This is a genomic window from Acinetobacter sp. YH12027, from assembly GCF_013420085.1.
GTDB lineage: Bacteria > Pseudomonadota > Gammaproteobacteria > Pseudomonadales > Moraxellaceae > Acinetobacter > Acinetobacter amyesii.
The window spans coordinates 24,435-37,515 of record NZ_VOYW01000019.1; the positions used below are offsets into that span (position 1 = coordinate 24,435).

Annotated in this window: 12 protein-coding genes; 6 read left to right on the forward strand and 6 right to left on the reverse strand. The window is 39.6% G+C overall.

Annotated features, from left to right (window positions below):
* Nucleotides 1–126 precede the first annotated feature (126 nt).
* The 3 genes from alaS to csrA all read left to right on the forward strand — a co-directional run bounded on the left by alaS (nt 127) and on the right by csrA (nt 4,950).
* Nucleotides 127–2,820, forward strand: a complete 2,694-nt coding sequence (gene alaS, locus FTT94_RS08720; RefSeq protein WP_180170613.1) for an alanine--tRNA ligase — start codon at nt 127–129, stop codon at nt 2,818–2,820.
* Between the two features lie 346 nt (nt 2,821–3,166).
* The gene (locus FTT94_RS08725; RefSeq protein ID WP_078194395.1) at nt 3,167–4,447 is read left to right on the forward strand and encodes an aspartate kinase; all 1,281 of its coding nucleotides are present in this window, start codon (nt 3,167–3,169) and stop codon (nt 4,445–4,447) included.
* 248 nt (nt 4,448–4,695) lie between these two features.
* Complete coding sequence (gene csrA / locus FTT94_RS08730; RefSeq protein WP_078189080.1) at nt 4,696–4,950, forward strand: carbon storage regulator CsrA; 255 nt, start codon at nt 4,696–4,698, stop codon at nt 4,948–4,950.
* Between the two features lie 91 nt (nt 4,951–5,041).
* Here csrA and rnhB read toward each other — a convergent pair whose 3' ends face one another.
* Together rnhB and FTT94_RS08740 are read right to left on the reverse strand one after the other, a co-directional pair.
* Complete coding sequence (gene rnhB / locus FTT94_RS08735) at nt 5,042–5,611, reverse strand: ribonuclease HII (RefSeq protein WP_168379347.1); 570 nt, start codon at nt 5,609–5,611, stop codon at nt 5,042–5,044.
* A 93-nt stretch (nt 5,612–5,704) separates the two neighbouring features.
* Nucleotides 5,705–6,094, reverse strand: coding sequence for a hypothetical protein (locus tag FTT94_RS08740; protein WP_078189082.1), 390 nt, complete (start codon nt 6,092–6,094; stop codon nt 5,705–5,707).
* Nucleotides 6,095–6,306: 212 nt separating this feature from the next.
* On the opposite strand from FTT94_RS08740, the gene FTT94_RS08745 reads away from it, so the two are divergent.
* A complete protein-coding gene (locus tag FTT94_RS08745) occupies nt 6,307–6,867 on the forward strand; it encodes a cytochrome b (RefSeq protein WP_180170614.1) in 561 nt (186 codons plus the stop codon).
* A gap of 49 nt (nt 6,868–6,916) precedes the next feature.
* Here the strand turns inward: FTT94_RS08745 and FTT94_RS08750 are convergent, their stop codons facing one another.
* The 4 genes from FTT94_RS08750 to yaaA all read right to left on the reverse strand — a co-directional run bounded on the left by FTT94_RS08750 (nt 6,917) and on the right by yaaA (nt 11,478).
* A complete protein-coding gene (locus tag FTT94_RS08750; RefSeq protein WP_111885321.1) occupies nt 6,917–7,291 on the reverse strand; it encodes a hypothetical protein in 375 nt (124 codons plus the stop codon).
* Between the two features lie 56 nt (nt 7,292–7,347).
* Nucleotides 7,348–8,349, reverse strand: a complete 1,002-nt coding sequence (locus tag FTT94_RS08755) for an adenosine deaminase (protein ID WP_180059768.1) — start codon at nt 8,347–8,349, stop codon at nt 7,348–7,350.
* Between the two features lie 66 nt (nt 8,350–8,415).
* Entirely contained in the window at nt 8,416–9,738 is a 1,323-nt protein-coding gene (locus FTT94_RS08760) for an NCS2 family permease (protein ID WP_180170615.1), read from the reverse strand.
* Nucleotides 9,739–10,695: 957 nt separating this feature from the next.
* A complete protein-coding gene (yaaA, locus tag FTT94_RS08765) occupies nt 10,696–11,478 on the reverse strand; it encodes a peroxide stress protein YaaA (RefSeq protein ID WP_180074071.1) in 783 nt (260 codons plus the stop codon).
* A gap of 124 nt (nt 11,479–11,602) precedes the next feature.
* Here yaaA and FTT94_RS08770 point away from each other — a divergent pair, with 124 nt between their 5' ends.
* Both FTT94_RS08770 and FTT94_RS08775 read left to right on the forward strand, forming a co-directional pair.
* Nucleotides 11,603–12,229, forward strand: coding sequence for an alpha/beta hydrolase (locus FTT94_RS08770; RefSeq protein WP_180074072.1), 627 nt, complete (start codon nt 11,603–11,605; stop codon nt 12,227–12,229).
* Between the two features lie 282 nt (nt 12,230–12,511).
* Nucleotides 12,512–13,036 (forward strand): hypothetical protein, encoded by a 525-nt coding sequence (locus FTT94_RS08775; RefSeq protein ID WP_180170616.1) that lies wholly within the window; start codon nt 12,512–12,514, stop codon nt 13,034–13,036.
* The last annotated feature ends 45 nt before the right edge of the window (nt 13,037–13,081 follow it).

Genomic DNA, 13,081 nt, shown 5'->3' on the forward strand with positions numbered 1-13,081 from the left:
GCTACACCTTTTTCCGTTATAATTTAGCGTTTTTAAATTTTATGTCAGCATCTCAAGCCAGCTTTAAAATTTTGTAAGACTTGCTTGATAGGCTATTACCAAATCGAAATTAGGAGAGACTTGGTTGTGAGTACTCGTTTTATGACATCAGCTGAAATTCGCGAAGCTTTTTTAAGCTACTTTGAATCGCAAGGGCATACACGTGTCGCGTCGAGTTCTCTGGTACCTGCCAACGACCCAACACTATTGTTCACAAATGCTGGTATGAACCAGTTTAAAGACTGCTTCCTTGGTCTTGAAAAACGTGACTACGTTCGTGCAACTTCTTCACAAAAATGTGTCCGTGCCGGCGGTAAACACAACGACCTAGACAACGTTGGTTATACAGCACGTCACCACACGTTCTTTGAAATGTTGGGTAACTTCTCATTTGGTGACTACTTCAAACGTGATGCCATCACATTTGCTTGGGATTTCTTAACCAATGAAAAATGGTTAGGTCTGCCAAAAGATAAACTTTATGCCACTGTTTACCATACAGATGACGAAGCATTTGATATCTGGAACAAAGAAATTGGTCTAGACGCTTCACGAATTATCCGTATAGGTGACAACAAAGGCGAAAAATACGCTTCAGATAACTTTTGGGCAATGGGCGATACAGGTCCTTGCGGTCCATGTTCTGAAATCTTCTTTGACCATGGTGACCACATTTGGGGTGGCCTACCAGGTACTCCGGAAGAAGATGGCGACCGTTTCATCGAAATCTGGAACAACGTATTCATGCAGTTTAACCGTACTGCTGATGGCGTACTACACCCTCTTCCAGCACCTTCTGTAGATACTGGTATGGGCTTGGAACGTATTTCTGCAGTTTTACAGCATGTAAACTCGAACTACGAAATCGACCTATTCCAACACTTATTAAAAGCTGCTGCTGAAATCATTGGCCTGGATACCACTGAAATTGAAGCTGCTGCAAAAGCTGCAAACAAGCCAGTTGAATACCCTGCTTCTCTTAAAGTGGTTGCTGACCATGCACGCTCATGCTGCTTCCTGATTGCAGATGGTGTAAACCCTTCTAATGAAGGCCGTGGTTATGTACTGCGCCGTATTATCCGTCGTGCCGTACGTCACGGTAACAAACTGGGTGCGACTGGTTCATTCTTCTACAAAATGTTGCAGCCGTTAATCGAAGTGATGGGTGCTGCTTATCCTGAACTTGCTGCTAACCAGGCACGTATCGAAGCACAACTTCTTAAAGAAGAAGAGCAATTTGCTAAAACACTCGAGCAAGGCTTGAAATTGCTTGAAGGCGAATTGGCTCAACTTAAAGGTTCAGTGATTCCGGGCGAAACTGTATTTAAACTTTACGATACTTACGGCTTCCCGACTGACTTAACAGCAGACATTGCACGTGAACGTGATTTAACCATTGACGAAGCTGGTTTCGAAGTTGAAATGGCGGCTCAACGTCAACGTGCGCGTGATGCTGGTAAATTTGCTGTCGACTACAACTCAATTGTGAAAGTTGAAGGCGAGACTCAATTTGACGGCTATGACGCAACTCAAGGCCAAGGTCAAATTGTTGCAATCTACAAAGACGGCGAACAAGTTGATGAAGTTTTTGAAGGTGACGAAGCACTAATCGTTCTAAACCAAACTCCTTTCTATGCAGAAAGTGGCGGTCAAGTTGGCGATACAGGTATCTTCAAAAACGAAACTGGTATTTTTGAAGTTCAAGACACCAAAAAATCTGGCGGCGCTTTTGTACACCAAGGCATCGTGACCATGGGTAACTTAAAAGCGGCTCAAGCGGTTGAAGCGATTGTTAAGGCGGATATCCGTGAAGCAACTTCACGCAACCACTCTGCGACTCACCTGTTGCATGCAGCGCTGCGCCAAGTTTTGGGTACGCATGTACAGCAAAAAGGTTCATTGGTTGCCAGCGAACTTTTACGTTTTGACTTTGCCAATGATCAACCTGTTTCATTTGAACAGCTTCAAGAAATTGAACGCATTGTCAATGCCGAAGTGATTGCCAATACGGCTGTTTCAACTGAACTTTTAGACATCGATGCTGCTAAAGAAAAAGGCGCGATGATGTTGTTCGGTGAGAAATACGGTGACGAAGTACGTGTACTTTCAATGGGTACAACCAAAGATGAGAAAAATTTCTCTATCGAGCTTTGTGGTGGTATTCACGTAAAACGCACAGGCGACATCGGCCTATTCAAGATCACTTCTGAAGGCGGTGTTGCTGCAGGCGTACGCCGTATTGAAGCCGTTACAGGCACTAAAGCTGTTGAAGCTGCGCAAAAAGCTGATCGTGACATTCATGCAATTAATGACTTGCTGAAAGCGCAAAAAGATCAAACTTTAGAAAAAGTTGAAGCTTTATCTCACACTGCGTCTAGCCTGCAAAAACAAATTGAACAATTGAACCAAAAATTAGCAAGCTTCCAAGCCGCTGAGTTATTGAGTCAAGTTCAAGAGATTGCTGGCCGCAAAACATTAATCACTACCGTTCAAGGTGTAGATGCGAAATCACTTCGCAACTTGCACGATGGTGTGAAATCTAAGTTAGACAATGCTGTGATCGTGATCGCAGCGGTTGATGCCGACAAAGTGAGCCTGATTGCTTCGGTTGCTAAAGAATACACTGCTGCTGTAAAAGCAGGTGACATCATCAAACACCTTGGTCAAGAGCTTGGTGGTAAAGGTGGTGGTAAACCTGATATGGCTCAAGGTGGTGCGCCTTATAGCGACAAACTTGAAGCAGTAATGACTGACCTCGTTGCATGGTTAGCTGCAAAATAAGACCAAAAGTCCTATAGCTCAAAGTGACTCACCTCCTTTGAGCAAATCAACAGGTTTAAGCAGTGTGTTTTTTAATGCTGGATCCTGCTTAAACACTGTTGATGCGTGAAAGCGCAAACTCAATCATCATGTTGAAACCAATATTCAACCTCTGGCTAAATGATGAAAATGGAGTCTAAAAGGCTGGGTTCATGTGAATCCCCTGCAGACACAAAGTATCTATTTGAACTCCTCCTAACTTGGAGTTCATGAGCTACGTGGTATATTAAAATCGCGCTCAAGTGCGGTCTTAAAATATGTGTAAGTGCTTTAAGTCTTTAGACTTATTTACTTGGTAAGGATAGTTATGGCATTAATCGTTCAAAAATATGGCGGTACCTCAATGGGTACTCCAGAGCGCATTTTAAATGTTGCTCGTCGTGTAAAGCGTTGGCATGATCACGGTCACAAAGTTGTGGTTGTTGTATCTGCAATGAGTGGCGAAACCAATCGTCTACTTGCTTTAGCGAAAGCCATTACCGAAACCCCTGATCCACGCGAATTAGACCAAATGGTGTCTACGGGTGAACAGGTAACGATTTCTATGTTAGCAATGGCACTTAACTCTATTGGTGTTGAAGCTAAATCACTTACAGGCCGTCAAGTCGGTATTAAAACCGACAGCGCATTTACCAAGGCGCGTATTGAAGCGATTGATACGGATGTATTGACTTCAAACCTTGACGCTGGACGTGTCATTGTAGTGGCAGGTTTCCAAGGCTTTGATGCCGAAGGTAACACTACGACTCTAGGTCGTGGTGGTTCTGACACTTCGGGTGTTGCATTGGCCGCCGCACTTAAAGCTGATGAATGTCAGATTTACACAGACGTTGATGGTGTTTACACCACTGACCCTCGTGTCGCTCCAAAAGCGAAAAAAGTTGATCGTATTTCTTTTGAAGAAATGCTTGAAATGGCATCACTTGGTTCTAAAGTCCTTCAAATTCGTTCTGTAGAATTTGCCGGTAAATACCAAGTGCCTTTACGCGTATTATCAAGTTTTGATAATGACGATGATGGCGCATTCGACGAAAACTTTAAACAAAACGTCGGGACACTAATCACCACTGAAGCGGAAGACAACATGGAACAACCAATCATCTCAGGTATCGCGTTCAACCGTGATGAAGCTAAATTAACTATTCTTGGTGTACCGGATAAACCAGGTATCGCTTCAAACATCCTTTCACCAATTGGTGATGCCAATGTTGAAGTGGATATGATTATCCAAAACGTTGAAGAAGACGGCACAACTGATTTCACATTTACAGTTAACCGTAGTGAATTATCAAAAGCGAAAGCCATTCTTGAAGCGACTGCACAAGAAATTGGTGCACGTGAAGTTGCAACTCGCGCAGACATCGTAAAAGTATCGATTGTTGGTGTTGGTATGCGCTCACACGCAGGTGTTGCAAGCAAAATGTTTACTGCTCTTGCAAAAGAAGGCATTAATATTTTGATGATTTCGACTTCTGAAATCAAAATTTCAGTGATTATTGATGAGAAATACTTAGAGCTTGCTGTACGTGCTCTACACACTGCATTCGGTCTAGACCGTGAAACAGGTGAATCAAGCGCACGTGCTTAATTAACCTTGCTGTGTGTCAAAATTTGTCATTGTTAGACAGATTTTGAAAAACATCGTAAAAATTCAGAGCCACTATAGTTTTTTTTATAGTGGCTCTGTTATATTAAACCTGAGGATTTTAAAATTTACTCAGTTTGCGACTGTCACAATGATTGTTTCAGATGCACTGCTAAATTTTTTGCTTTTACAAGTTATGAATTTTACATAACAGATCATTTGCAGGTTTTGCATTTTGCAAGGAGAGAAACATGCTGATTCTGACTCGTCGTGTCGGAGAAACATTAATGATTGGAGACCAAGTTAGCGTGACTGTACTTGGTGTTAAAGGTAATCAGGTTCGTATTGGCGTGAATGCTCCAAAAGAAGTATCTGTTCATCGTGAAGAAATTTACCAACGAATTCAACATGAACGCGCAATGCACGAACATCTCCAAAACATTGATCAAGAATATCAGCCATCTTTTGAAGAAACTGATTATTCACAAAACAACTATAATCGCTAAGATTTAAGTTGTTAAATGATAAAGCGGCTCATTAGGCCGCTTTAAATTTATCTAGAACATGCGTTTACTATATAAGTTCAACTGAGCTTAATTACTGCCCTTCTAGAACTTTACGTACGGGGCCAAAACTGCGGCGATGTTCATCAATCACCCCATACTGTGCAATCGCTTCGAAGTGCGCTTTGGTTGGATAGCCCTTGTGTTTCGCAAAACCATACTGTGGATATTTTGCATCCAGTTCAACCATTTCGTGGTCTCGAGTCACTTTTGCCAAAATACTCGCAGCCGAAATCTCTGGATGAATCGCATCACCGCCCACGATTGCATCACAGCTCATTGCTAAACCGGTTGGGACTTTATTACCATCGACCAACACGTGTTCTGGCTGTACATTGAGTTTTTCCACTGCACGACGCATCGCAAGTAACGATGCTTGCAAAATATTGATCTCATCAATTTCTTGTGCAGAACTTTCAGCAATCGCCCAAGCCAAGGCTTTTTCTTGAATCTCAATAAATAACTTTTCACGTTTTTTTTCAGTGAGTTTTTTAGAATCGTTTAAACCCTCAATCGGGTTATTTGGATCTAAAATGACAGCTGCCGCAACAACCGAACCCACCAATGGACCGCGACCCGCTTCATCTGCACCAGCAATTTTCATATATCTCTCACTCAAAATAAAATACGACCCTTAATTTGAATTTGCTAATACTCAGCAATACCAATGTCTGGGTCGTATAAATTGTTCTAAATCTTAGTTTTTAAATGTTTCGATCACGCAAGCATTTAAAGTATTTGTCACAATTTTAGCCGCAAGATTTGCTTGTGAAGTTTTATCCATTGCTGCTACAACCAAATCCGTTGCAGTCACGCTAGTTGTCGCTTTCTCGCCTACACATGAACACACTTCAGTTTGTAGTTCAGATTTTTGAGTTTCTGTTAATAGTTTTGAACCTGTTTTCCAGTAGCTGTTGTTATTTAGCTCAGTCACGCATTTTGCTTGAACACCTACTTTAACAGCCATCATTGCCAAGCTGTTTGCTGAAGTTGTACCTGTAGATGTACTTGTACCTGTTGTACCAGTCGCAGCACATGCAGAAAGTACAAGCGCTAATGGCGCTAGAACAGCAACTAATTTTTTCACGAATATTTCCTTTGTTCTGTTAATTAACGCGCATATTGTGCCCCAAATCACACACCATCTGATATGACTATTTAAAATAAATTCGGTAGTTGTGTAGTTAATCATCAAAGCCTGTGTTGCATATTCACAACACAGTGTCCCGATTTTAAACGACGCATATTTTTGTGGTCTGTATTAGAATCTGCATAAGATTAGACGCTTAAATAATCAACATGAGCAATAACACACAATACTACACTCGAACAGCTCAGGTCTTACATTGGCTGATGGCGATCATATTCATCGTGGCATGGTTAATTGGCTTTTATAGTGGTAATTTTCTGAGTTATGACGTCGATGGCAGCTTTAAAGGGCAAGTCATTACCCTCCATAAAAATATTGCGACTACGATTATTTTTCTGGTGGTGATACGAATCTTTTGGCGCTATACCCACCCCGCTCCAGATTTACCTGACAACATGTCCTCCGGCATTAAAACCTTGGCACATTTGGGTCATTTAGCACTGTATTTTGTACTACTGGCTTTGCCGATCACAGGTTGCTTATTCAGTTGGAGTGCAGGTCACCCTGCTCCCGTATTGTATTTGTTTGAAATACCACGCTTGGTACAAGATAATTCTGAATTATTAGCCATCGTGAAACCATTACATATTTGGATTTCTTGGGCAGCAGGCTTTCTCTTAGTGGGTCATATTTTGGCAGCGCTGAAACATCATTTTATAGATAAAGACCATGTGCTCAAAAGCATGACACAACAACCAAAACTTAAATAGAGACAAAATAAAAGCCACATCATGTGGCTTTTATTTTAAGCATTATCTTTTAATTCAGTACTTGCTGAGCACAACCTCGCATACTATTCAAAACAGCTTTAGAAATCAGTTTATTCTTTTCAGTTTCATTCACTGCAGCAGTCATCAGATCTTTCGCACCGATATCATCCATAGCATGCTCACTCACGCACTGACAAATCGCAGCTTGATTGTCTTTTTTCTGTTGAGCACTCATAAACAACGCAGCACCTTTCCAAATTTTAGAACTATTTAACTCTTGCGAGCATTGATATTCAATCACGGGCTTTAGCATACGCTGACTTAAACTTGATTTATCTGCACTAGCAGCGGATGAAATCAATACTGCGGCTAAAAATGTAATCGATGAGGCAAATATAGAGCGATTTGAATGAGAGAAAAGCATGATTTAAACATAAAAAAGGCAGTGAATATTCACTGCCTGAGATTATACGCTGATTATTAATTCAACGCTTCAATCTTTTTAATCCAAGTTTGTTTTTCCGCATCTGAAATAAATGATGCTTCAAAAGAGTTAATTGCCAGTTGCTTTAACTCTGCATTGCTTAAATCAAGTGCTTTGGTGATCGCAATAAAGTTATCATTCATATAGCCACCAAAATAAGATGGATCATCTGAATTGACGGTCACATGCACACCTTGTTGCAATAGTCGGCGAATATTATGATCAGCCATATCATTCACAACACAAAGTTTTAAATTACTCAGCGGGCAAACTGTTAATGGCATTTTTTCTGCAATTAAACGTTGCATCAAAGCAGGATCTTCTTCTGAACGTACACCATGGTCAACACGATTTACTTTCAGTAGATCCAAGGCTTCCCATACGTATTCTGCTGGACCTTCTTCCCCTGCATGCGCAACAATAAGAAAACCTGCTTCACGTGCTTTGGCAAAAACACGTTCAAATTTTGATGGCGGATGCCCCACTTCACTCGAATCTAAACCGACACCAATAATTTGATCTTTATATGGCAAAGCCTGTTCTAGAGTTGAAAATGCTGCATCTTCAGATAAATGACGTAAGAAACACATAATCAGATGTGAGCTAATGCCCAGTTTTACTTTGGCATCATTACAAGCGCGTTGTAAGCCATTCAAAACAGTTTCAAAAGCAACGCCACGATCTGTATGAGTTTGTGGGTCGAAGAACATTTCAGTATGAACCACATGATCTTCTGCACATTTTTCTAAATATGCCCATGCTAAATCATAAAAATCTTGCTCATGAATCAGTACATTTGCACCTGCATAATAAATGTCTAAAAAAGACTGTAAATTATGAAAGTTATACGCTTCTTTTAATTCTTTGACTGACTGATAAGGAATTGCAATATTGTTGCGTTGGGCAATTGCAAACATGAGTTCAGGCTCAAATGTCCCTTCAATATGCACATGTAGCTCTGCTTTTGGCAAAGCGCGAATCAGCTCAAGTTGATCCATCTTTTATCCTCATAAAAATAAAAAAGGGTGCAAACTGAGTTTACACCCTTTCGCTATTTGACAGTATTAACCGCCAAATGCAGCAAATTTTAATGCCCAAAGTGCAGCAATAATCCAGACCATATACGGTACAGTTTTCGCCTTACCTGTAAGCAATTTAACTAATGCATAGCTGATGAAGCCCATTGCAATACCGTCTGCAATTGAATAGGTAAACGGCATAAATACAATTGTCAAGAATGCAGGGACTGCTTCAGTAATATCATCCCACTCAATAAGAACGATACCTTGAATCATCAATACTCCAACAAACAACAATGCTGGCGCAGTTGCAAAACTTGGTACTGACTGAGCAAGTGGTGCTAAGAACAATGCCAAAATAAACAATACAGCAACTACAACTGCAGTTAAACCTGTACGACCACCGGCAGCAACACCTGCTGATGATTCAATATAAGGCGTAGTCGAAGACGTACCCAATGCCGCACCCGCAACAATTGCAGATGAGTCTGCAAATAATGCTTTCTTCAAACGTGGTAATTTACCATCTTTTAATAAGCCTGCACGGTGTGATACACCGACCAATGTACCTGTAGAGTCAAATAAATCGACCAAGAAGAATACAAAGATCACGCCAATCAAACTTGCGGTGAATAGACCTTCGAAGTTCATTTGCATGAATGTTGGAGCGATTGAAGGAATAGCACCTACAACACCTTTAAATTCGTTGAAGCCCAGCAGGGTTGAAATTGCAGTAATCACCAAAATACTGATGATGATTGCACCACGTACTTTAAAGTGATGCATAACCACAACCATCAAGAAGCCAAGTAAAGCTAACAAGACAGACGGCTGTTTTAAATCACCCAGACTAACCAATGTTGCAGGGTTATCAACAATAATGCCGGCATTTTTCAAAGAAACCAGCGCAAGGAATAAACCAATACCGCCGCCGATCGCCAGTTTAAGCGACATTGGAATCGCATTGACAATCGCTTCACGGATTTTGAACATGCTGATAGCGATAAAAACAAGGCCAGAGACAAAAACAGCTGCTAAAGCAGTTTGCCATTCCACGCCCATACCCAAACATACAGAATAGGTAAAGTAAGCGTTTAAGCCCATACCGGGTGCTAAGGCAATTGGATAGTTAGCAACAAGCCCCATCACCAAACAGCCAATGGCTGCTGCTAGACAGGTTGCGACAAAAACAGCGCCATGATCCATACCCGTTTCGGACAAAATCATTGGATTGACAATAATGATGTAACACATTGTCAAGAAAGTAGTTACACCTGCAATGACTTCTGTTTTGAAACTGGTTTTGTTTTCGCTCAGTTTAAACAGACGTTCAAGCATGTTCTCGGAAGATGGATTAGGAGTCGTCATGACCTAGCCCCTATGAAGTAAACTTTATGCATATAAGCATTCCACAAAATTAATCATGTCATGTATTCATCATTAATTTTGTGTATGCCTAAGCAACGAATATGCCAATTCGGCAGATTGTAGGCTTTAAAAAATCCTATTTTCAACAACATACAACACGGTACAAATGTTGAAATTTGCAAACAAAAAAGCTGCATAAACCTATGCAGCTCCTCTATTTATGTCATTTAATTCGTATTTAATATCAATAAATACTGATCAAATTAATTTCGGCAAATTATAACACATTGATTTTTTAATGTTTCCACATTTTCATCGCTTTTCAATTTAGTAAATTTAAGACATTGTTTTCTTTATAAAGTTTCAAATTATTATATATAAAAATAAAATATCAATATTTAAACGAACACTTCAAGACCATGCTTGAGCTCAATGCAAAAGCAGCAAGATTGATTTTTTTTAGCGCATATAAGGTGATGCGCTCAAATCATCATTGAACACCTGATTAATTTCTTGCTGTCGCTTTAACTCTGCATTCTTATAAACACTAAACCCTAAAAACACAATGCTGAGTATAAAAATTGGTATCAGTATTTTTTTCATAACAAAATTTTATTCATGTTTAAATATTTAGCTATAATAACAAAAAACTTAAACAAAAAAGTGATGTATTTCACAATTTTATATCTTATTAAGTCATTTAATAAGCTATTTGTTCGATCAATGTTAACTTTGTAATATATTTTAGACTGATAGACAAGATAATAACTGAATGTTTTTTCGAAGCCTTTTCCGCAAAAAGCCTCAAATCATAGATCATTTCACCTGCGAAATTTAAAGCACGATCAATTTCACAGACCCACCATTACATCTCGAATGAAGAAGATAAAAAAAGCCGCTGAGTTCTAAGCAGCGGCTATTCATATTCTTTTCGGTCTAAGTTTTTCAATTTCGAAATTAAGCGGCTTGTTGTTCGTCTCGCTTAAAGACCAATTCGCCCTTTAAGCTACTCTCTGCATCGAAATAATAACCATCGGTATTGAACGACTTGATATCTTCAATACGTTCAATTTTATTTTCCAACAAATAACGCGCCATTAGGCCACGTGCTTTTTTGGCATAGAAGCTGATGACTTTATATTTGCCGTTCTTTTGATCCAGAAAAACAGGTTTGATGATTTCGGCTTTAATTTTTGATTCTTTGACCGACTTATAGTATTCATCTGAAGCGATGTTGACCAAAAGTTCAGAGCCGGCTTTTTCCAAATCGTCATTGATGAGATTGGTGATTGTATTATCCCAAAACTCGTACAAGTTATGTCCACGTGGGTTTTGCAACTTGATCCCCATCTCTAAACGATATGGCATCATTAAATCCAGTGGACGCAATAAACCGTAGAGACCCGAGAGCATACGCAAATGGGTTTGTGCGTATTGAAGGTCTGTGTTTGCAAGTTGATAAGCATCTAAACCCGTATACACATCACCTTTAAAGGCAAAGATTGCTTGACGTGCATTGGCAAAATCAAAATCAGGCTGCCAATCTCGGAAGCGCTCAACATTTAAAGTCGCAATTTTCTCACTGACACTCATCAAGCTTGAAATTTCACTTGCCGACAATTTACGTGCGACTGAGATCAATTCTTCAGAATGATCTAATAGCCGTGGTTGAGTGAATTTTTCAGTCGGTAAAGCGGTTTCGTAATCTAAAGTTTTTGCTGGAGAAATTAAAGCGAGCATAAACATCCTGATTAATTTTTAATTAAACAAACTATAACAGTAGAGTATTTTCAAATCCAATCTGTGTTTTAGATAATATTAATCTGTAAACTATAGACTCTCCCGCTTTCACATTTTAGTCATTATGTCAGAACAACTGTTCATTCAAGGGCCGATGGGTCAACTTGAAATTTTTGTTGATTATCCACAGGGTGAAGTGAAAGGATTCGCGGTAGTTACACACCCTCACCCATTGCAAGGTGGTACACCACAGCACAAAGTCCCTGTGCTTTTAGCGCAAATGTTCTTAGAACGTGGCTATGTTGTTTATCGCCCAAGTTTCCGTGGTTCTGGCCAAAGTGCAGGAATACATGACGAAGGCAATGGTGAAACTAAAGACACTATGCAAGTCATTGAATTTGCTCGTAACCAACATCCGAACCTGCCATTTTATGCAGGCGGTTTTAGTTTTGGTGCAAATGTCATGACTAAATGCTATGCCCTATTGCCAGTAGAATTGCAGCCTGTACAAACTATTTTATGTGGCCTACCAACCACAACAGTTGCAGGTGTGCGTCACTATGTGACTCCGCATATTAAAGGTGATATTTTATTTATTCATGGTGAAGAAGATAATGTCACACTGTTATCTGACTTGATTCAGTGGGCCAAACCACAGCGCCATTTAATCACGGTTTTACCCGGTGCAAACCACTTTTTTACGGGTTATCTAAAACAGCTTCGTATCGCGATTTCACGCTTTTTAGTCTAGAAAACAAAAAATGAGTCAGCTTATCTGGCTCATTTTTTTTGCCTATTGACTGCTTAATTCAACAAATATTCCAGATAAATTCACCTATATCACTTTTCGATTTATCCATCATTTAAATGCATTGGTGATCATTATCTATTCAACATGTAATGACCTAAGCCGACGCTCGTTTAATTTTGATTACGCCTCAATTTTTTATCGAAAAACCAATAATTTACTTGTTTAAATGACTAACTACAGAAATAATACCCCAAAAAATTAAGATAAAATTTAGAGGGAAAAATGAAATTTATTGTTGCTGTGATTTTAAGTCTAGGCATTGCAGCTTTGGTTTATTATTTTAATTCAACGCCCTCCACAACAACGAATTTGCCTGCATCTACGGTTGCAACCAATGATGGTCCCAAAGCCTATTTGACTGCGTCATACAAGATGAATGTCGATGGTCGTGATTTTAGCTTAAAGATGGTCTATGACTTTCCCAACAGCCAAGTGTGTGAAGCCCAACTCAACAGCACTGACACCATGAATATGATTTCAACCTTTAAGCAACGCTGTTCAAGTGACTCGGTGTGTAAAGAAGCTGAAATTTCGTCTTGTTCATCTTTTACCGATCAAAAATATAAAGATATGCTTGATAAAAACTATCATGACACCCATTATATTTATCTTAGCGATAGCAAATTGACTGATCAACGTGGTGTGATTGTGTTTTGGGGACTCAATGAACAAGAGTCAGAAAAAATGTGTGACTATGTGAAAAAGAGCAATCGAACCATTAATCCAATCAATATTGAATGTCTATAACCTTGTTCAATACATTCTGTTAAAAACAAAAAAGCAGCGCTATGC